This window comes from Vibrio diabolicus, from assembly GCF_011801455.1.
Taxonomy (GTDB): Bacteria; Pseudomonadota; Gammaproteobacteria; order Enterobacterales; family Vibrionaceae; genus Vibrio; species Vibrio diabolicus.
Map to the genome: position 1 here is coordinate 902,347 of NZ_CP042452.1, position 21,245 is coordinate 923,591.

General features: G+C 43.1%; 20 protein-coding genes. 11 read left to right on the plus strand and 9 right to left on the minus strand.

The features are described 5' to 3' along the window. Positions 1-20: 20 nt before the first annotated feature. Positions 21-809 carry an EAL domain-containing protein gene (locus FR741_RS19295; protein ID WP_005395532.1) on the minus strand — a complete coding sequence of 263 codons (789 nt, stop codon included), beginning with the start codon at positions 807-809 and terminating at the stop codon, positions 21-23. Between the two features lie 186 nt (positions 810-995). Next, on the minus strand, positions 996-1,628 hold the full coding sequence (locus FR741_RS19300; protein WP_005395531.1) for a hypothetical protein: 633 nt from the start codon (positions 1,626-1,628) through the stop codon (positions 996-998). Positions 1,629-1,814: 186 nt separating this feature from the next. On the opposite strand from FR741_RS19300, the gene FR741_RS19305 reads away from it, so the two are divergent. The 3 genes from FR741_RS19305 to FR741_RS19315 all read left to right on the plus strand — a co-directional run bounded on the left by FR741_RS19305 (position 1,815) and on the right by FR741_RS19315 (position 3,337). Next, complete coding sequence (locus tag FR741_RS19305; protein ID WP_005395529.1) at positions 1,815-2,057, plus strand: DUF2164 domain-containing protein; 243 nt, start codon at positions 1,815-1,817, stop codon at positions 2,055-2,057. Between the two features lie 174 nt (positions 2,058-2,231). Beyond that, on the plus strand, positions 2,232-2,771 hold the full coding sequence (locus tag FR741_RS19310) for a cytochrome b (protein ID WP_048625024.1): 540 nt from the start codon (positions 2,232-2,234) through the stop codon (positions 2,769-2,771). After that, entirely contained in the window at positions 2,768-3,337 is a 570-nt protein-coding gene (locus FR741_RS19315) for a YceI family protein (protein WP_005395526.1), read from the plus strand. The genes FR741_RS19310 and FR741_RS19315 overlap by 4 nt, the downstream gene beginning before the upstream one ends. Positions 3,338-3,475: 138 nt before the next feature. Here FR741_RS19315 and focA read toward each other — a convergent pair whose 3' ends face one another. Next, entirely contained in the window at positions 3,476-4,927 is a 1,452-nt protein-coding gene (gene focA, locus FR741_RS19320; RefSeq protein ID WP_167427485.1) for a formate transporter FocA, read from the minus strand. Positions 4,928-5,231: 304 nt separating this feature from the next. Between focA and FR741_RS19325 the strand changes: the two genes are divergently transcribed. Both FR741_RS19325 and FR741_RS19330 read left to right on the plus strand, forming a co-directional pair. After that, positions 5,232-6,137, plus strand: a complete 906-nt coding sequence (locus FR741_RS19325; protein ID WP_005395522.1) for a LysR substrate-binding domain-containing protein — start codon at positions 5,232-5,234, stop codon at positions 6,135-6,137. A gap of 442 nt (positions 6,138-6,579) precedes the next feature. Beyond that, positions 6,580-7,062, plus strand: a complete 483-nt coding sequence (locus FR741_RS19330; protein ID WP_005395520.1) for a DUF1097 domain-containing protein — start codon at positions 6,580-6,582, stop codon at positions 7,060-7,062. Positions 7,063-7,213: 151 nt separating this feature from the next. On the opposite strand, the gene FR741_RS19335 is transcribed toward FR741_RS19330, so the two are convergent. Next, positions 7,214-8,848, minus strand: a complete 1,635-nt coding sequence (locus FR741_RS19335; protein ID WP_012842315.1) for an ATP-dependent endonuclease — start codon at positions 8,846-8,848, stop codon at positions 7,214-7,216. A gap of 271 nt (positions 8,849-9,119) precedes the next feature. On the opposite strand from FR741_RS19335, the gene FR741_RS19340 reads away from it, so the two are divergent. The 3 genes from FR741_RS19340 (at position 9,120) to FR741_RS19350 (ending at position 12,978) form a co-directional block, all read left to right on the plus strand. Beyond that, positions 9,120-10,862: a bifunctional metallophosphatase/5'-nucleotidase gene (locus FR741_RS19340; RefSeq protein WP_167427486.1), complete on the plus strand. Its 1,743-nt coding sequence runs from the start codon at positions 9,120-9,122 to the stop codon at positions 10,860-10,862. Between the two features lie 626 nt (positions 10,863-11,488). After that, a complete protein-coding gene (locus tag FR741_RS19345) occupies positions 11,489-12,508 on the plus strand; it encodes a TerC family protein (RefSeq protein ID WP_167427487.1) in 1,020 nt (339 codons plus the stop codon). 278 nt (positions 12,509-12,786) lie between these two features. Next, complete coding sequence (locus tag FR741_RS19350) at positions 12,787-12,978, plus strand: hypothetical protein (RefSeq protein WP_005376351.1); 192 nt, start codon at positions 12,787-12,789, stop codon at positions 12,976-12,978. A gap of 191 nt (positions 12,979-13,169) precedes the next feature. On the opposite strand, the gene FR741_RS19355 is transcribed toward FR741_RS19350, so the two are convergent. From FR741_RS19355 to FR741_RS19370, 4 genes are all read right to left on the minus strand, one after another. Then, on the minus strand, positions 13,170-13,727 hold the full coding sequence (locus FR741_RS19355; protein ID WP_005395511.1) for a PhnA domain-containing protein: 558 nt from the start codon (positions 13,725-13,727) through the stop codon (positions 13,170-13,172). Between the two features lie 289 nt (positions 13,728-14,016). Next, positions 14,017-14,226 (minus strand): YgdI/YgdR family lipoprotein, encoded by a 210-nt coding sequence (locus FR741_RS19360; protein WP_167427488.1) that lies wholly within the window; start codon positions 14,224-14,226, stop codon positions 14,017-14,019. A gap of 135 nt (positions 14,227-14,361) precedes the next feature. After that, positions 14,362-16,770: a VolA/Pla-1 family phospholipase gene (locus tag FR741_RS19365; RefSeq protein WP_167427489.1), complete on the minus strand. Its 2,409-nt coding sequence runs from the start codon at positions 16,768-16,770 to the stop codon at positions 14,362-14,364. 20 nt (positions 16,771-16,790) lie between these two features. Continuing rightward, entirely contained in the window at positions 16,791-18,035 is a 1,245-nt protein-coding gene (locus FR741_RS19370) for an outer membrane protein transport protein (RefSeq protein WP_012842310.1), read from the minus strand. A gap of 423 nt (positions 18,036-18,458) precedes the next feature. Here FR741_RS19370 and FR741_RS19375 point away from each other — a divergent pair, with 423 nt between their 5' ends. Next, positions 18,459-19,487 (plus strand): site-2 protease family protein, encoded by a 1,029-nt coding sequence (locus tag FR741_RS19375; protein ID WP_233059830.1) that lies wholly within the window; start codon positions 18,459-18,461, stop codon positions 19,485-19,487. 73 nt (positions 19,488-19,560) lie between these two features. Here the strand turns inward: FR741_RS19375 and FR741_RS19380 are convergent, their stop codons facing one another. Continuing rightward, the gene (locus FR741_RS19380; protein ID WP_152814675.1) at positions 19,561-20,349 is read right to left on the minus strand and encodes a M48 family metallopeptidase; all 789 of its coding nucleotides are present in this window, start codon (positions 20,347-20,349) and stop codon (positions 19,561-19,563) included. 203 nt (positions 20,350-20,552) lie between these two features. On the opposite strand from FR741_RS19380, the gene FR741_RS19385 reads away from it, so the two are divergent. Both FR741_RS19385 and FR741_RS19390 read left to right on the plus strand, forming a co-directional pair. Then, entirely contained in the window at positions 20,553-20,987 is a 435-nt protein-coding gene (locus FR741_RS19385; RefSeq protein WP_012842307.1) for a hotdog fold thioesterase, read from the plus strand. Positions 20,988-20,993: 6 nt separating this feature from the next. Further along, positions 20,994-21,227: a DUF3389 domain-containing protein gene (locus tag FR741_RS19390; RefSeq protein ID WP_005395503.1), complete on the plus strand. Its 234-nt coding sequence runs from the start codon at positions 20,994-20,996 to the stop codon at positions 21,225-21,227. Positions 21,228-21,245 lie beyond the last annotated feature (18 nt).

Genomic DNA, 21,245 nt, shown 5'->3' on the forward strand with positions numbered 1-21,245 from the left:
AAACTTTTGTTCTTACATAGTCAGGCTGTTTTTGCCTCTTCATAAACGTCTAACGTTTGCGGGATAGCGAGTAGGTATCCTTGATACATATCGAAACCGAGTTTTTTCATTAAGTTAAGTTGATGCTCGGTTTCAATTCCTTCGATAACGGTTTTAGAGCGCAACGTTCTTGCTAGTGATAATGCATCGACTAGAGCTTTCCAGTCACCATTTTCGTATCTCAGCATTAACGAGCGATCCATCTTTATTATGTCTGGACGAACGCCTTTCACTCGTTCAATTGTTGAGGCATTGACGCCATAATCGTCGATCGCCAATTTAAACCCGCCTTGGCTTAATTCACGAGCTGCTTGCGACAACGAGGACTCGTCTTCTACGTTCAACTCAAGCAACTCCATGACGATTTGTTCATTTACTAAATGAGATTGATAAATGGTTTGTTTTAGCAGCCTATTGTACGTGATGTCTCTGGCTAGTATTTTTGCTGCTTCTGGTAATACATTAAGAAACAGTTGTTTATTGTGAAAGTGAGATTGGGCAAAGTTTTTGATATGAATTAGGCGACTTAAGCGTTCGACATTGAGTAGGTCTTGAGCGGCAATGGTTTTTGATTGGAAAAACTGATCTGGCCTGATCATGGTGCCATTAGCATTGGTAATTCTTACTAGTGCCTCAAGGCCAACGATAGAAATATCTTTTTTATATATAGGTTGAAAGACACTTCGAAGAGTGAGCTTTGCGTATTTCGCAATATATTGCCCGTCGGCTTGTTTGCGGATGCAACTAAGGAGTTGCGAGGTGCTCATCATTGTTACAACAACCTAAATCAATGCTTCTACATCAGCGCTATCGTGCTAATTTTTTATTTCATTGGCAGTGAATCTAAGTGGGCTCATGAACTCAAGCAAGAACGATGGTAAGAGATGATTAGATTTGTCGAGTGATATCAAACAAATTGATGAAATGACTGACAATCTTCCTATTGCAATTTGATGTTACCATTGTAGTACTGCATACAGTTGTAAGTATTTTCTGACCAACTGTTGTTTGTTCGAGCGACGCAAAGGATGACCAAACTTAATGTAACAAGGGCTAATGCCAAATCGAGTGTCTAACGATTGCGTGAGCTGCGATTCGCTGGTGTACAGCGTGATGCCTTGCTCCGTGTATTCGTTGATCTGATCGGGCAGTTCACCCATCCACCAATGAAGCAACTCTCGGCTCGTTTTGCTGCGACTGATCCAATGATCACAAACTAAAAAGAGTAGATCATTCGGTTGCAGTGCATAACCATATTCGCTTTGCCATTCCGTAATTGATGAGAGTAAGTTTTCTCGACAAGATTTTCCCGCACTGACCATATGGTGACTCAGGACCCAAACCGTGCCTATTTCAGATGAAATACGATAGTGATGAGGCAGATCCGGCGTATTTAAAACTTCAATTGGTTTTACCACACTGTTGTATCCGAAGTGACGGAAAGTGTGTTCCATTCGTCTTGAAAACGCGAGACCAAGATGATGCTCACTCATGCCTTGGTTATGTACCGCAGGGTAATGCTTTTCACACAGCTTAAGACAGTCGTCTTGAAAATCATTAACACTTTGAATCACTAGGTCGAGTAGCAAAGAATATCCCTTAATAATTAACAAAACGAACTGCAAAAGGTTAGCATAGTCTTTTGAGAATAGACTAATTTACTTCGGCAACTTCTTGATCTAAACACCAAATTTCTCACAAATGATCGCGCCTACTCTTTAAGAGAGCAAGACGATAGAAGCACACATAGAACAAAATTCTGAAAAAGGGCAAAGATGATAAAGTTAGAACGTGCGCAAAAAGAAACGCTGGCAACCGCCATTCAAGATTATATGCAGGACGAACTAGATGTTGAGATTGGCCAGTTCGATAGTGAATTTCTTATTGATTTCATTACAGAAAAACTAGGGCCAATCTATTACAACAAGGGGGTGGAAGATGCAAAATCACTGGTTGAACGTAGAATGTTAGAAGTGTCCGAAGAGCTGTATGAGATAGAACAAGAAGTTAAGCTGTAAGTTTCAGTTTTATAAACGATTTAAAGTTCCTTCAAAAAATTCGAACAACTTGATAGATACGGTGCCATTGGCTGGATGTAAATGATGGTAAATAATCTGTTTCATATGACGTAAATAGGTTAATGTAGTGTTTCTTGCTCAACATTAACTTAGGAATATATCTAGGAACTTGAGATGGATACACTGGTAAAGAATTACAACCTTACTGCACGCGTGATGCACTGGTTATCTGCGCTGTGCATTATTGGTCTATTTGCAGTGGGTTTGTGGATGGTCGACCTTAGCTATTACAGCGAATGGTATCGAACTGCGCCACATTACCATCGCTCTGTCGGTATTTTACTCGCTATTTTAACTTTGGCACGCATTGTATGGAAACATGTTACGTCGTCACCAAAGGTAGAAGGCAAACCTTACGAAGTGCTTGCTGCTAAAGCGGCGCATGGTGTTATGTACCTACTATTGGTCACCATCTTTGTTTCAGGTTACCTCATTTCAACGTCTGATGGACGCGGTATCGAAGTGTTTAATTGGTTTACCGTGCCAGGAGCGGGAGAGTTATTCCCAGGACAATCAGACATAGCGGGTGAAATTCACTTCTACGCAGCTTGGGCCGTCATCCTGATAGCAGGTTTGCACGCTATTGCTGCGCTTAAACACCACTTTATCGATAAAGACAACACATTAAGAAAAATGTTAGGAGCTTCAAAATGAAAAAGTCACTCTTCGCTACAGGATTAGCTATCGCTATGGCACTACCATTTGGTGCGCAAGCTGCAGATTATGTCATCGATACCAAAGGTGCTCACGCTTCAATTAACTTTAAAGTTAGCCACTTGGGTTACAGCTTCATCAAAGGTCGTTTCAATACATTTTCTGGTGACTTTTCTTTTGATGAGAACAACATTGCTGATTCAAAAGTGAATGTTGTTGTTGATACAACTAGCTTAGACTCCAACCACGCTGAACGTGACAAGCACATTCGTAGTGGTGACTTCATTGATGCTGGCAAATACAGCGAAGCGACCTTTAAAAGCACAAAAGTGGTTGATAAAGGTAATGGCAAGCTAGATGTAACTGGTGATCTAACGCTACACGGTGTTACTAAGCCTATTACTATCGAAGCTGAATTTGTTGGCGCAGGTAGTGACCCATGGGGTGGTGAGCGCGCTGGCTTCGTTGGTAACACTCGCCTTGAGCTTGCTGACTTTGATATCCCAGTAATGGGTGCTTCAAGCTATGTTGATATGGAACTTCATATCGAAGGCGTTAAGAAGTAACGAACTTCTTTTAGATACAGTAAAAGCGCTCTTCAACGAAAGAGCGCTTTTTTATTACCTCAATCACAATTGACAACATTGGCAAGCCAGTCAGTGACAGCGATTGAAAGCCAACAGACGTTGCAAGCGTTTAATGAATTACGCTGTTTCTAACTCGTTTTTTTCTACTAGGTTTAAACGCTCACCAAAAATCGGGCGTAGTGCTGTTAATACTTCAGTACGAGTAACAACACCGACCATCTGGCCATTTTCAAGTACAGGAAGTACTTGAGGCTTGCTCACTTTGATGCTTTTTGCTCGTTCCTCTAAAGATAGAGACGTCATGCGAGTGGCGATGCCCATGCTGCTCGTTGGGTACAACTGCTCTTTATCGATACATAGGAATTCGACAACATCAACGAGACGATCACCAGCATCAATTGCGACCACATCGCGGCTCATGATGTCGACGACTTTTTGGTCTTTCACCGGAATGTAGTCCTCACACCATAGTTCTACCATCACATCGTGAGCAGAGAAGAAACCAACCAATCGATTTTGTACGTCTACAACAGGTGCGCTAGTTACGTTGTTATCAAGTAGCACATCCAGTGCGATTGCTATCGGTGTTTCTGCACTGATGGTAACTGGTTTTGGGTTCATAATATCTTTAACAAAAGATGCGTTTTTCATGGTGAAATCCTTAACTGACGAGAGTGTTGTAGTCGTTGTGATAGAAGAGATATTCGCTGCTTTTAGTTCTGGTCGGCGAAAAATACACCAGTTTGCAAGACCAACTAAAACCGCTCCGCCGACGATGTTGCCAAGCGTGACAGGAATTAAGTTAGCGGTAATAAAGTGGCTAATATTTAAGTCTGCGTACTGTGAAGCGGGCACACCGACGGAGGCCCAAAAAGACTCAGGTGCAAAGTTCGCGATAACAATGCCAAGTGGAACCATAAACATGTTCGCGACACAGTGTTCAAAGCCACTACTGACAAACATGGCCACAGGCATGATTGTCATTGCTGCTTTTGTCATTGCATTTGCAGAGCTAAACGTTAACCAAATCGCGAGGCAGACCAATAGGTTACAAAGGATACCGAGCGCAAACGCCTGAATGAGAGTGTGATGAAGCTTGTGCTGCGCGATGTTAAGCGCATTTAACCCCCATTGACCGCTATCCATTTGATAAAGACCAGCTGCAGTAACTAGCGCAAGTAGGAACATCGCACCAATGAAGTTGCCAACGTAAACCTTGCCCCAAATAGAAAGCATTTTTCCGAACGAGATTTGCTTATTGGCCCATGAGATACTGGAAAGAACTGAGCTGGTAAATAGTTCACCACCGCAGATCACGATGAGGATCAAGCCCATACTAAATGCTAATCCGCCAGCAAGACGGCTTAAGCCCCAACCAGCGCCAGCGCTGCCAGTAGTCACCGTGATGTAAAACAAGAACGCCAATCCAATGAACGCACCCGCCATGATGGCAAGACTCAGTGTCATACTGCTGGTTTTGTTTGCTTTACTTAACGCAAATTTTTCCGCTTCAGCCATCATTTCTTTTGGAGAAAAGTACTGGTGATTTTGAGAGCTGGTCACCGCCATATTGACTCCTTAATTTGTAATCGCATAAAAATTCCTTGGTTATTAACTCAAAAATGAAATTGTTGTTTTTATTTAGAAGCCTCAATGACTTCAGTCTCAAAGTCATTGAGGCTTGCGGTGTTCCCGAACCGCACAGTCAGAATAAGGAGAAGGGTTTGGTAGGTAAAATTGATAATATTTAGAAACCTCATCAAATTAATTGATAACTTTATGCGGCTAGGTAAAATGAACTCTATTGCTTATTGGGGCATGTTTTTAACGATTGTGAGGGTATGAAAAATACTCACCAATAATGGAGGACACTTTGCGCTACTCACTTAAGCAATTAGCGGTTTTTGACGCAGTTGCAGATACCGGCAGTGTAAGCCAGGCCGCAGAGAAACTGGCTTTGACACAATCAGCGACAAGTATGTCGCTTGCGCAATTAGAAAAAATGCTTGGCAGGCCTTTATTTGAGAGGCAAGGCAAGCAAATGGCGTTAACCCATTGGGGTATGTGGTTACGACCAAAAGCAAAACGCTTATTACAAGACGCACTGCAGATTGAAATGGGCTTTTATGAGCAACATTTGTTAAGCGGTGAGATTCGCATGGGCGCGAGTCAAACTCCGGCAGAGCATCTGGTTCCAGACCTTATCAGTATCATTGATAATGACTTTCCAGAAATGCGTATTTCCCTTGGTGTGCAGAGTACAAAAGGGGTTATTGATGGCGTATTAGATTATAAATATGATTTAGGGATCATCGAGGGGCGTTGTGACGATAACCGTTTGCACCAAGAAGTCTGGTGCCGAGACCATCTTACTGTTGTCGCTGCTTCTCATCATCCTTTTGCTCGCAATCAATCTGTAAGCCTCGCTCAGTTAGAACAAGCGAAGTGGGTGTTGAGAGAGCATGGCTCTGGCACACGAAAAACATTTGATAGCTCTATTCATCATCTAATTGAAGATTTGGATGTGTGGCGAGAGTACGAGCACGTTCCGGTGTTACGCAGCTTAGTTGCTAACGGCCAGTACCTTACTTGTTTACCGTATTTAGATGTAGAGCGATATATAGAAGCGGGTCATCTTGTTGCGTTAAATGTGCCCGAGCTAAAAATGGAAAGGACACTGTCATTTATATGGCGAGCTGATATGGCAGAAAACCCACTAGTCGACTGCATTAAACGAGAAGGTCTGCGAATGATGAAAGGTAAGCCTTCGGTATTGTAAGTTACTACTCAATACACGCAATAAACTCTAGAAGCACAGCAATGCCACTCGCTTAATGGTGAGTGGCATATTTCTATGTACAGTATACTGAACTTCGAAGAACAAGTGTGATTCAGGAGCTTTTATGCACTCACTTGGTGACCCATGATTCTGCACGCCGATATTAGCTTCCCAGTCTCGTTAAAGCTTGCTGGAGTGACCTATTGGAGCTATCCAACACACATCCTTTTTACCTAGCACTAGAAATACTCACTCCCTAAATCTGTTGATTTATCGGTTGCGTCAAACTTTTAGTGCAAGTCATGAAATTGTTATAACCTTATTGTGATCATTATCACCGATAAACAAGACTGATGTATCTAACATGTGTCCTTGATTTCAATGTATGAAGGCAGTTATTGAGCCATATGGGTACGATAATAGCCAAGCAGGTACGACTACCATGACGACACTTTTAGCTATCTCTATCACTACTGGAATTTTATCTGGCGTATGGGGTTGGATCGCCATTTCTTTAGGTTTGCTTTCTTGGGCTGGTTTTTTAGGTTGCACGAGCTACTTTGCTGCGCCAACTAGTGGATTGAAAGGACTTGGTATCAGCTTAATCACTAATATGACGGGTGTATTCTGGGCAATGGTAATTATCCACGGTTCAACTTACGTTGGTTTGGAAATTATCGGTTATGTGATTACCGCTATTGTGGCATTTTTCATGTGTATTCAAGCGAAACAGGCTTGGCTCGCGTACATTCCAGGCACTTTTATTGGTTCCTGCGCAACATTTGCCGCTGATGGAAACTGGCAACTTGTCATTCCATCTTTGCTGCTAGGTGGTGTGTTTGGTTATCTAATGAAAGCGACTGGACTTTGGTTGCATACGAAATCAAGCACTACTTCTTCTACGCTTGCTGAGCAAGCACAGTAGTGAACCCCCGATCTTATTTGTATCCACTGTGTATTGAGTTTTATCCCTCTCAATACCTTTAATCAAAATTAATGATGTTTGATACAAGCACACCAATTTGGTGTGCTTTTTTTGTATTACAAGGCAAGGTGTGAGTGTGAAATACTCTAACTCATGTATTGCCGTTTGCCATGGTGACAACGCGCTTAAGTGTCCAACGCAGAAGTACAGGAATGCATTCCATACCTCTCTCTTCACAGTGAGATACAATGGCCAAAGCTAAGTCCGGTTTTGCATGCTTTTTCAAAACACGGTTGACGACTTTTTTAGCTGGGATAGGGTGATCATGAGGAACTTTGATGATGTCCTTAAAGAAAAGTTCAAACCCATGATTATATAGAAAATGTTCGATATCTCGATCAGGTAACTCTGTAAGTCTATGCCTTTCCTGATCATGATCGAGTTGCGCTCTCACGGCATGCGCGTACTTTTTACCTGCCGGGTCACCATCGGTAACAACATGCCAGTCGATACCGAACTCTTTTGCCACTTTGATCAGTGACTTTAGTCCTGACTGTGCAAATTCAACGATTTGAACTCCTTCCGCAGCTAAATCATATCCGCATTGACGAGCCAATTCATGAAATAACCAAACTTCAGTTTCGCCTTCTACGAGCAACCAACACCGCGCAAACAACGCCCCTGAGCGATGAAAACGAATGTGGAAACCAATTCGGCGTAACTCATCTCTACCAAACTTGGCAGAGTTTAAGCTCTTGGCAATGGTTCGGTCTGACAAGCGAATCAAACGTCGGATTGAATAAAGTGGAACCGAGCCAAGTAACGTACCGCTGTTGGTAGTTAAAATCTTTTGCATTGGCAACAACTGCAATAATGACCACGCTCTAGCGAGATGAGTCGGATGTAGTCGGCCTTCCGGGTCTTCGATGATCAGTATCGGTCTTGCGCAGCGTCTTAAATCGGTAGGGCCTTTTGCTTGAAGGTAAGCATTGAGAAGCCCCATTAAAAGCAAGCGGCTTTGTTTGTCATTTGTTTCCTTAAGGAATTGACTTAATCCTTTATCAGAGGAAGGGCTCGTATAAAAAAGACCATCACGAGGTTTTCGTGGGTTACCTTTGCTGACGCTGCGGAACGCAAAATAGTGTTCGACAAGTGTTTGCATTGAATCGAGACTACTGCGAATCTCACCCTTGTTTACGTGCCCAGGCATCGCCAATAGCCGTCGGCAGGTGTTGTTGATTCGTTTTTCAATCCGAGCATTTTTGCTGTCGCCGTTGACGTGGTTTAAATCTGGGAAGCGTCGGGAGTCTCGTAGGCGGATAACAGGGTGAAGAGTCATCAACTCTACAGCGAGTTTCTCAGAGTGGTGCAGTTTCTTCGGCTTGCCGTTATGATCCAAAAACGCGTATTCAGTTTTAATATCATACTCGTCGCGAGACGCACTAATTCGATAGTAAATGACCTGCTCACCATCCTCGTTTGTGCACCATGCAGGTTTTATCCGTCGATAACGCCCAGCTTTTACTTCGTTCTTGTCTTGTGCTTTAAAGCAAACAATGATCTGCAAGTGTTGGGTTTGTGGATGAGAAATTGAGTAATCAACGTGAAAATCTTTTAGTTCGAATTGATATAATGAGCCATTAGCAGGTAGCGCGATAGAAAGGGCATCGAGCAATGATGATTTGCCCCACGTGTTCTCACCGATGAGCGTAGTGAGTTCGTCAAAAGAGAGTGAAAGGCGTTTGATGCCTCTAAACCCGGAGATTTCGATGCGTTCTAGTCTCATCTCAATCCTCCTTGCAATTATTTGAATTATAGAGAGTTATTTTGCTACTCCTAAGCATATATTAATTCGAAATATTGGAGTTAAGCTCAGTTCACAAAATTACGAGAGCCCCTTACTGAATAGAGACCGCAACAAGCGACGCTTGCTTTCAAAAGTAGTGTAGATAGCATCGTGATCACTTAAACATGAAATCAAAAAATCACAGTTTCATAAAATTCATGATTCTGTCATGATTCACTTCTTATTATTATAAGGAATGAAAAGAGAGAAGATGAAGATGAATAACAATCATAAGCCAGTGAGAATCAAACTGGCACACATCAATGACACACATTCCTACTTTGAGCCAACGTCATTACAGTTAAAGCTTAAGATCAACAAAGAACTCACGCTAGAGCCATACGTGAGTGCTGGCGGGTTTTCTCGCATCGCAACCCGAGTAGAGCAGCTACGAGACGACGCGCAACGTCAAGGGCATGGGATGTTATTTCTCCATGCTGGAGACTGTTTCCAAGGCACACTTTATTTCTCATTATTTAAAGGTAAAGCCAACGCCGATTTGTTGAATGCGTTAAAGATTGATGCGATGGCGTTAGGCAACCATGAATTGGATATGGGTAATGAACCTGTTGCCTTATTCTGTCAACGCACTCAGTTTCCATTGCTTGCTGGTAACTGGGATCTATCAAATGAATCGCTTCAAAAGCCTCACCGAGTCAGTGATAGCAACAATGTGTATAGCTATCAAACGGAGACCCAAAGCGCACAATACATCGTCAAAGAGTTTCATGGTGAGCAGGTTGCGATTTTCGGATTATCCATTGATAAAATGAGCGATATCGCGAACCCAGATGCAGATACGCCATTTAAGTCTGCAATTGAAACCGCTAAGGCGACCGTAAAACAAATTCACTACTCTGGTATTAAAAATATCATTCTTCTGAGCCACTTAGGTTATGAAGGCGATTTAGAGTTGGCTGAACAAGTTGAGGGGATTGGTATTATTGTTGGTGGACATAGCCACCGACTGCAAGGCGATTTCTCATCAATAGGTTTAGGGCAAGATGACCCTTATGGTGTCAAAGTAAAAGATACCTACGTTGTGCAAGCGGGCTTTCATGCTTTGACCATGGGGCACTGCGTCATTGAATTTGATGAAAACGGCAAAGCAACCATGCTGAGTGGTCAAAATGAACTGTTACTTGGCCGACGTATTTTTTGGGACTCGACACTAAATCAACAGCTTGACCAAGGCGTATTCGAAACCGCGTGTGACTTTATCCATGGTCAACCTAATGTGGTGGTCTGTAAGAAACACCCGGAGACTCAAGCAATCCTAAGTGATAAATACATCCCTCGGGTAAGGCAGTTACAGTCACAAGTCATTGCCAGTATTGACACCAAAAAGCGTCATGTGCGAATCCCAGATGAGTTTGGTGAGAGCGAGCTGGCTTCTTCTGTTGCTCGTTCATTTTTGTACAGCCTAAATAAACGCGGGCATGAGGTTCAATTTGCGATTCATAATGCGGGTGGCGTGCGAACATCATTGAATCCTGGCAACATCACAGTGGCAGATATTGCCGGACGATTGTTGCCTTTTGCCGTTCCGATCGGCTTTTACGACGTAAAAGGCAGTGCTATTCGCCGAGCACTTGAAGGCGCCATAAACAATGCACTCAACAATGATGTGGAAGGTACTGGCTCTGGCAGTTATCCATACACTTACAATTTAAACTTTGAGTACCGAGCTGATGCCCCTAAAGGTGAAAGAATTCAGTCATTAGCAATTTTTGATGGTCAACAATGGGTCGACGTTCAAGACGACACCTGGTATCGAGGCACTTCCTCCGCTTATACCATGAAAGGGAAAGAAGGTTACGATGCGCTACTGGAGATGAAAGGCGAGGGGCGTGTAACCAACTTATCCATGGCAGACTGTTTTATTGAACTTCTGACCGATGAGCCAAACTGCTTGAATCAAAGTCACAAACTTTATACACAGCAACACAGGTAGTAGATATTGGTATCGATTTTGCTGTCTTTCAATTGCTACATGCGATGATGAGGGTGGCAGTATGTGGAATAAAGATTGGACAGATACGGCAGTGGTGGTTGCTTGGGTCGCAATTTGGTCAACGTTAGTTTACTTTGTACCTTTGAGCGGTTTTTGAATTGCTAATAACACGGAAGTTAGGAAAGGAGCAGTTATGCTCCTTTTTTGTGTCTATGTTCTCAGAGACATCGCTCTGACTCTTAAATGTATCACCTTGAGTCACTTGCTGATCTTTACATCTAATAACAAAAGTTCACGCGGTTGAACCAATTCCTTTGTTTTTATATTTCTTTCTGATTTTTAATAAGAATTTTATTTCGATTGGACAAAGTTTTTTTGTTGGAAAGCGTTACATTCGGCGTTATTATTGCGGCGTTTGGGGAGTAGTTAGCGCAAGTTTACTTATCGTCATCTCGTTAAGCATCAGCTTATCCGGTAAGTAAAGGTGTTGCGTGATTCATCCACGCCGACACTTCAACGAGACCAACGCATTCATTGACTGGCAGCACATGATTACTATGTGACTGCTTGTTGTTATTGTCTGCGGAAGGTCACCAAACTCATGCCCTTCCGCCATGGGAGGAAGCATGTCTCTTATCGAAAGTACCACCCAATTGAGCCAATCGGCACCACTTCAAGAGTCATTAGCGATGTATGGCGCTTTTGGTCTTTTTACGCTTGTTCTTGTTGCGCTTGATATCTATCAAACGCGTGGTGGAGTAATAACGATGAAAAAAGCCATCCTTTGGAGTGTTTTTTGGTTCTTACTTGCCTTTGTTTTTGCAGGTTCTATCTATTTATTCTGGGACTTTTACGCACCGCACAGCACTTATACGAACGATAAAGCAACGGTTTCATTCTTAACAGGCTACTTACTAGAGAAGTCGCTAAGCGTGGATAACTTGTTTGTGTTTGCCATCATCTTTGCACAATACAGTGTGCCGGAGCATTTGCGTCCGCGAGCGCTGCTTTGGGGCGTGATTGGTGCGTTAGTTCTACGGGCTATCATGATTGCGGTTGGTGCTCAGTTACTTGCGCAGTACCACTGGGTATTGTACCTCTTTGCCGCATTCCTTATTTGGACAGGTATTAAGCTTGCTCGCGACAAAGGTGAAGCAGAAGAGGTTAACCCATATCCTGAGCAGTTTATTCGCAAAATATTGCCAGTTACGGATGATTACCAAGGAAATCACTTAATCTTAAAGCAAGCTGGTAAGTGGGTGGCAACACCAATGCTGATCGTAGTCGGTGTAATTGCAGTGATGGATGTAATGTTTGCACTGGATTCTATACCTGCCATATTCGCGGTAACACGAGACCCATTTTTAGTCTTAGCCGCGAACGTGTTTGCACTGTTGGGTTTGCGATCTTTGTACTTTGTTCTGCAAGCGATGTTAGACAAGTTTGTGTACTTAAAACCAGCATTATCGGTGATCATGATGTTTATCGGTGTAAAGATGTTATTGGTGGGAACAGAGTATGAGATTCCGACAACGTGGTCACTCACATTCTTAATCGTTGTGATGACATCAGCGGTTGTGGCATCGCTCCTCAAAAATAAGTCGAACCGTCGCTCTAGCGTTAAAATTACTAATCAAAAAATATAAGTAAAGCGCTAAAAATAAAATAAACAACGAAACTTAATGTTAAAAATATGTTGTAATTTGAGGTAAGCTTATGCAGGTAACGTTAAGTTATTCAACATAATTAAACAGTTTCTGACTATTTATGCTGTTATTATTCATTTGTATTTTTGATATTTGTAATGGGATTGTTTTATTAGATAATCTAATTCGAATGGGTAAAATTTGTCATTTCTTAAACAATAAGAAACTGACTAATATACAACCAACAAAACAGACTACTGCTTTAAAGAGAGGCAATCATGGCACAAGCAATGCAAATGACAAATGTAGCTTTACCAACCTCTATGGATAAGAAAACCTACGCGGTTAACTTCAAAGGACTGATTGCTCACTTACTAGACATTCTATTCGTAGATAATACTGCACCACGCAGTTACTATGCGGAAGATTTGTCAGCTCACATTCAAAAAGATATCGGTATGTACCGTTAATCTTGAAATAATGAATGAAAATACCGGCCTATAAGCCGGTATTTTTTTAGCTGCTCAAACGCGAATAACGGAGCTAGAACTCTATACGGAGTCAATACCGGAGTAGAGGAGCTTATTCCAAATTGGTGTTCATTAGAAATGAAAACGGGGCACTAATAGTGCCCCGTTTTGACTTGTAGAGTAATGCGATATTACTTCTTACGGCAGTATTCTGCGATCACGTACATTGACTGACCGCCATTTGCCTTGCCCGAAACTAGTTTCGGATCATCACCAAGGCTGATACCACGGATCACTGTGCCTTGTTTGATTACTTGGTTAGTGCCTTTAACTGGTAGGTCTTTGATTACCGTTACATCGTCACCTTTCTTAAGTTCAGTGCCGTTGCAATCCAGCGTTTTGTCATCATCAGACATACCCTTCATCGCCCAGTTCATTTGCTCTTCTTCCATGTACATCATGTCAAGAGCATCTTGAGCCCAGCTTTCAGAGTTTAGGCGAGTGAGTTGGCGCCATGCTGTCACTTGTACTGCAGGAACCTGGCTCCACATGCTTTCGTTTAGACAACGCCAATGGTTAATGTCTTTTGGCTCATCGATCTCACCCAGACACTTATCACAAACCATGATAGCAGTATCAACGGTCACGTTACCGTGAGGTGGGACAGCGTATGCTGTTAGTTGAGATTCAGAAGAACACAGTTCACATTTTGACTCGCAGCGCGCAAGCAGAGTAGCTTCAATAGACATAAGGACTCACCTTAGTAATGTTATTTTGTGGCGGTATTATCCACTTTATCCTGAGAAATAAAAGGGTGTTAGCGAATTAAAGCCGAGATTTTACAATATTCCAACCTGATTAGGGTAAAGATGTAAAATATTCGATAAACAAATAATACCTGTATATAAGAAAATGCATTGATTGTTTTGAATGATGAATTGGTTGCTTCATTTCTTGAGGAAGTTAGAGGTTCGTTGGGAGTATTAACTGCGCTCAGAAGTATGGGGAGAGCCCTCTAAATACATAGAGGGCATGTTGCTAGCGTTCAATAATCTGCACAATTTGATCTTTTGAAATGCTCATTTCTTTCCCATCCACGTCTTCATACTCGTACATACCCGTTTCTTCGTTAAGGTCTGGTTTTCCGTAAGAAGTAATAATTTTCCCTTCATTTGTCGACATAAGATATTGGCTACTTCCGCATGCAGCAAGAAGTAAAGCAGTGGCCATTATAGTGAATATGCGCATAGAGTTTTCCTTTCAAACAAGTAAGTTAGGTACGACACCGATTTAACTATAGCAAAGGATATACGGGACGGTTTTTTATGATAGAGAACGAAAAAGCCCAGTCGAAACTGGGCTTTGGTAAGAGAGGTGATACGATTACTTCAGAACGGAAGTATTAGTCACACCCGTTAAAGTGTCATCCATTAAGAAGTCTGTGTTTTCCATTTGCATCTCAACGTGATGGTCAATATCAGAAAGTGTGCCATTTGGAGAAACAAACGTAATGTGCGATGCAGTAGCGTTATATTGCACAAAGCTTGCCATTGGAGACACGGCTGTATTAGCACTGTTTACGGTCGTTAAACCTAGTTTAGCTGCTAGAGGCTCAGTCCCGGCAAACGGTGCATTTGGAACGCTGTTTGGTACATTGCCATCGCCATCAACCTCGGTCATCAGGAATGGTGTTGTTAGTGAACCAGAAGCAACTAAATCTGACGCGTTTGTGAACGGGTCTACGGTATCTAGCGTGGTTTGTGCCGCGTAGATAAACTGGGAGAAGCCAGCTTCTAGTGTTGCTAACTGAGTTTCTGTTGCTGCGGCCTCAAAAGCTTCGTAACACGTTTTATCTTCCAATTGTGTACATGACGCATCTGCATAACTCGCGTAGTCTGCAGACGCAGCATATGCTAAGTTATGCCTGATCTGAGCGCCATAGGCTTCTGAACCTAGTAACAAATTGCCGATTTGGCCACCAGAGTTCTGTACAGAAGCAGAGCTAAATGTGTAAAGTGCATCTGCGTTGGGGCTACCTAGCGTGTTATTTGCTGCTGCCACGGCAGATGTAGCCACAATACCGCCAAGTGAATGACCTAACATTTTGACTTTAGAACCCGTCATTGGGTTAAAGCCTTGCAGAGGCCCTTCTGCCAACAGACCACCTTGCGCCGATACCACTAAGCTCGCGCGTAAACCCAATACATCCAGTACACTTTGGCGTAGGTTATCACGAGCGATTGCCAAGTTAGAAAGATTTAGATACGCCAAGATATTAGAATTAGCTGAACGTTGCTCATCTAAGCTACGTGTGCCGTGAATAGGTAAGTCGATAGCAATAACAGCCACACCTGCTTTCACCATATTAAACGCGAAGGCATATGAATCCTCTTTTGCAGAAGTGATGCCGTGTTGATAAATCACAACGTCGGTCGCGACACCAGATTTAGGTGTGAAGACAAGTACTTCGACATCTTCTACCGATTTAACGACTGGAACTGGGGAGTAGCGAGTCACAATACGTTCACTGTCGAGTTGGGTACCATCGCTTAATGTGAGTTTAGCACCCACCAGTTTTAGCTGCTCTGTAGGATCGGTTGCAAGCTTTGTCACGTCAACAGGGTTATTTGCGAAAACGCCGGTTGATAGCTGCTGGACCATGTTCGCTTGCTCGTTCGGATCCGCCAGTGCTGTACTTAGCTTCGCTAGGCTTGGCATCGCAGATACCATTGGCTGCATGTTCCAGTTTGCCCCTTTTTCTAGATAATGAGGCAGTCTGACCACACCTTGAGTCACATTTACATCGGCACCTGACTTCGAATAAAGGCCTTTAATTGCCGTTTTTGCCGCGTCTAGGTCACTAACGTACTTACTAAAGTCATCGTCAGAGTCTAGCGCAGTGCTAAAGTCTTGGGTTGCACCAAGTGTCATTGTGTAGGCTGTTGATAAATCTACTGAACCTTCGTTCGCATCGTTTTTGTAAACGGCGTTTAGTGTATTTGCACCCGTTGAGAAACCGGTTGCGGTTACACCTTTAACCGCCGCCAAAGTGTCACCTACAGACTGAGTGCTGAACCAGGAGGAGTAAACGATGTCGTCAGGGTTAACTTGAGCTAGACCAAAAATGCCTTCCACCGCTTGTGTCACCGCTTGAATAGAAGCAAGAGCACCAGTTTCATAAACGATTTCTTTCGATTTACCTGTCGCGTAACTGGCTGATGTACCGATTGGCTCACCATTCACGTCCGTAACATCTTGTGTTACTGCAAAAATGTACTCGCTTGACTCATCAAGCGCATCCATGAACTGGATATATAGAGAGTTGCCTTTTGCTTGAACAACGTAGTCTTGGTTCTGAACGAGAACTTCTTCGATTGGGTTAGACTTACCATCCCACTCGGTCAAACGTTGATTAATCTTGATGACTTTAATACCAGACGGCAGCATACCCGTTGCAAAACCATCGCCTTTAAAGTTCAGAACGATTGGCATAGACGTTGACCATCCATCCATCGTATTCATCGAGGCTCTAGGGTTGGTTAAGGCATCATCACCGTCAGTTGGCAGACCAAGCGTGCCATCTGTTGTGTCCATTAATAAGTAAGAGGGCGCAGGTACATCCGCATTCGCCCCTTGAAGCGTAAAGCTGATAGATGTTTCACGGTCGAGCAGTGCTTGGACTTCATCTTCAAATTGAACTTTGTCGGAAGTACCAGAGCTTGATGTATTATCACCACAACCAGCAAGAAGGATTGCAGAACAAAGCATTGATAATTTAAACGTGTGTTTCATTGGTTTACTCCGTAATCCCATTATTTGAAGGTGTAGTTCATCTGTACCGCGCTGATGTAAGCAGTACCTTCAGAGTCGAACTTGATCTCTTCATCCTGAGCATTTGTCTCGGTGAAAGAGCCTGATTTACTCTTAACAAGTGCAAAGCCTGCATCGAAAGTTAAATTCTCATTCATTGCGTAAGTTAGGCCCGCGCTGTACCAAAAACGGTCACTGTCAGGGATGCTCAATGTGGCTTCACCTGCTTGTTCGTCGTATGCAAAGCCCGCACGGAATGTCCAATCCGCATTGAGGGTGTAAGTGGCACCAATAGAATAACGATTGTTGTCTTCGTATTTCTCTGGTTTGTAGAAACATTGACCAGCAGTTCCATCATTACATTGAGGACTCGTCGCTTTCAGTTCTTTAAATGTGCTCCAATCGGTCTGTTGCCAGCCGTAATGTACTGCCCATTGTTCATTCAGTTGATGGAAAGCCGATAATTCGATAATTGAAGGGAGAGAGATTTTTAAACGGCCATCCACTTTTGGTGATGGAGCTCGGCCTGAGTCGTAACTACTAAACTCACCGTCGTCAAAATCTAGATCAACTTTAGAACGGTAACCAAAGCCAAAACGGTTGTTTTCATTTAGCTCGTACAAAGCGCCAATATTCCAACCCCAAGCAAAAGTTTCGCCTTCCATGCCGACAAGGTTATCGGACTTATTACCACCTAAAATACGGGCGAGTGCGCCTTTGTGACGAGTCAGCTCCGCTTCCGCGTACACTAGGTTGATACCGCCACCGACACTGAAAGACTCGTTAATACGGTAAGCGACATTAGGATTAATGTTTACTGAAAGTAGGGAAGTGTCACCCGCCATGTCACCCGCAGAAATATCATCTGGATAATCAGTAGCAACACCGTATGTTGTGAACATACCGATCCCCCAAGCCCAGTTATCGTTGATAGGGCTGATGTAATAACCCGCTGGCACGACTTGTAAAGGGGCAACATCTTTCGCATGTTCTTTGTTAACCGTGTCATACACATCGACTTCAGGATCGATGATAGATAACGCGCCCGAGAATTGAGCTTCTTTGAAAAGCGTCATCGCTGCTGGGTTTCGTGCAAGAACGCTGGCATTGTCTGCGACCGCTCCTTCACCTGAAAATGCTCGACCAAGACCAGATGCTGAATGCTCAGCTACCTGGAAGCCCGCTGAATGGGCATTACACGCAAACAATATTGAAATTGTAAGCAGAGAGCAGTGCTTCTTGTTCATCCTTGACCCTCCTAGGGTGTCATAGTGTTGGACCGAAGTCCTTGTAATTGTTGTGTGATACTTACACCAGTTGTTAATACGTGAAACACAACCGTGATGTAAATGTAATGTTAATTGTATGTTTAATAACTTGTCAAAGTTTGAGCGTATTTTGCGTTTTAAATATGATGCATAGGTCAAACGGTGATTCGTAAGGGCATGTATTATCGTTATATTTTTTAAGAGAATGGTACGACCAGAATTGTTTTACGGGCTTTATGGTTAAATGGCATTCAAACCAAGAGATAGCGGGCTTTGCCGTTTCTGTACTTAGCAGGCATAATTCGCGCCTCGCTTTGTTGTTATTCAATAGACGCAATAGGAATCGTGTTGGAATTACTGAATGTTGAATTTTTAGGTCGTTCGTTAAGGCTCGAAGGATCGATGGCTGGTTGGCAGCAGTTATATTGGGATAACACCTTGGTGTCCCAAATAGATGCCAGTGATAATGTTGCAGACACTTGTCTTCACCAGTTTAGACTCTCTGCAGGGGAGGAAGTCCTGGTATGCGATTTGGAGTGTTCATTAACATGGCAACCGTTTGAATTGAGTTACAAGGCCACAATTAACGATGAGCTTATTAGCGAAGGTTGCCGAAATGAAAAAGACATCGAACGCCAAGTACCAGAAGTTGAACCGCCAACGGAAAAGCGTTTAAGTGTGATAGGGCTAGTATCGCTTGGAATGAAAGCACTCAAGAGTGCGAAAGTAATCAAAGTGGCGCTAGCATCTGCAAGTCTTGCTGCATATTCTTGGTTATTTTCTATCGAGTTCGCGTTAGCTTTGATCGCCTGTTTAGTTTTCCATGAGTATGGCCATATTAGGGCGATGAAGTACTTTGGAATGAAGACCAAGGGCATCTATTTGATTCCATTTCTTGGCGGTTTAGCGCTGAGTGATGAAAAGATCAACACACGCTGGCAAGATGTGGTTATCTCGATTATGGGACCATTTTTTGGTTTAGTTCTTAGCATCGCGTTTACTTTGCTTTATTGGATGACTGGAGAGGTGCTCTTCGCTGGCCTAGCAGTGTTTAACGCGTTACTAAACCTGTTTAATCTGTTGCCTATTCTGCCACTAGATGGTGGTCATGTACTCAAAAGCATTACCTTCTCAATGAACACTTGGGTTGGATTAGTCGGCAGTATAGCTGCTGCCTTGTTGGGTATTTTTATCAGCTATTCTTTCGGGCTGACATTGCTAGGGTTTTTATTGTTAATGGGGATGCTAGAAGTGGTCATGGAATGGAGAGGTCGACATCATAGTCATTTATTGCCGTTAACCCGTTACGGACAACTCTTCTCACTTGCTTGGTACTTGGTTTCTGTCGGTGGTTTTGTCGCTATCATTTGGTATTTTGCTACCCTTGGAGATAGCCTGTTGAGCTTGCCACTACAGATACTGGGTACTTAAACTATTCCTTATACCCATTAAAAAAGCTCCCTAGGGAGCTTTTTTGCGAAAAATAGACACTGGTAGCAGAAGTTTAGCCACATTTTGGCGCTTTCGCCTTATACGCAGGCAACTTATTTATGGTTGCTTGTAAATCTTTAATACGCGTACTGTGCGATGGGTGAGTTGAGAAGAATTCAGGAGGTTGAGAGCCACCGGATGCAGCACTCATATTTTTCCATAAATCGACACTTTGACGTGGGTCGAAGCCTGCTTTTGCCATAAACTCAAGCCCGACAATATCAGCCTCGGATTCCTGTGTACGACCGTATGGCAAAATAACACCGTATTGGACACCGACACCAAGTGCCGCCATCGTCATTTGCTGATACTGTTTGTACTCGGAAGCTCCTATAGCAACGTTTGCCAGAGACAATCCCGCATTTGCTAACTGGCTTTGTGAAAGGCGTTCATTACTGTGGTCAGCAAGGACGTGAGCCACTTCGTGACCAATGACTGTTGCCAACTGATCTTGGTTTTTCGCGACACCTAAAAGCCCGGTGTAAACGCCGATCTTCCCACCAGGTAGAGCAAACGCATTGACTTGTTCACTATCAAAAACAACCACCTCCCAATCTTTAAATCCAGCTTGTGCAGGAATGGTGTCAGTGATGTGTTTGGCAACGCATTGTACGTAGGCATTCGTTTTGCGATCTTTGCTGATTGGGATATCTTTCTTCATTTGTTCGAAAGATTTGGCGCCAAGCGATGACATTTCTTGATCTGAAAACATCAGGATCTGGTTACGGCCAGTCGGTGATGCGCTACATGCCGTTAAGCCCGCGATAGTTAAAAGAGCAGAGGCTTTCATCCATACCTTCATAATAGGCTCCATCTAAATTATTTTTGTTTTGAAGCAATAGTATATACCCAAATAGTAACACGATGCATGGATCAAATTATTCATCAACTGGCAAGGAGGCCAAGATGTTACACCTTGAAGTTAGACCTAAGTAAAGTCTATGCTAGCTCTCTAATAAATCGTTACAATCCGACAAACCAATTTGTGAAATTAAGAGTAAAACAATGAGTATATGGAAAAAGCCCGTTAGCATAGAGATTCTGAATGCTACATCAAAAAATACCCTGATCGAGCATCTACAAATTGAATACACAGATTTCACGGATGACTCCCTTACAGCAACCATGCCTGTATGTAGTTTTACTCATCAACCTTTAGGAATGCTTCATGGTGGCGCTTCTGTTGTACTCGCAGAAACATTAGGCTCTTTAGCTGCGAATTTCTCTGTTGATGAGGGGAGTTACTGTGTCGGTTTGGATATCAACGCGAACCATGTACGTGCAATGCGAAGTGGTCATGTGATTGGTACGGCAAAACCCGTACACCTTGGCGTTTCAACACAAGTGTGGCAAATCGACATAACTGATGAACGAGGCCGATTAGTGTGTACCAGTCGCTTAACTATCGCAGTGAAGCAACATAAAACGAAGTCGGTATAAAGCAAGATGGTGATTGAGTTTTCATTAGGAAAAATCATTGCTACCCAGCGTGAAATCGTGATTAAGCTCTCCGGCAGTGCAATGGTAACCTTACAAGCGCAAACCGATTCTATCCAGTTACTGGGTAGAGGAGCGAACGTTGTTTTATCTCATGGTGCAGAGTGTAAATGGTCTATCAAGCTGGATAATGAGGAACAACTGGCCGATCTTGCACGAGAAATTGGCATCGATATTCAATAATTTACTGCGTGACGTTTG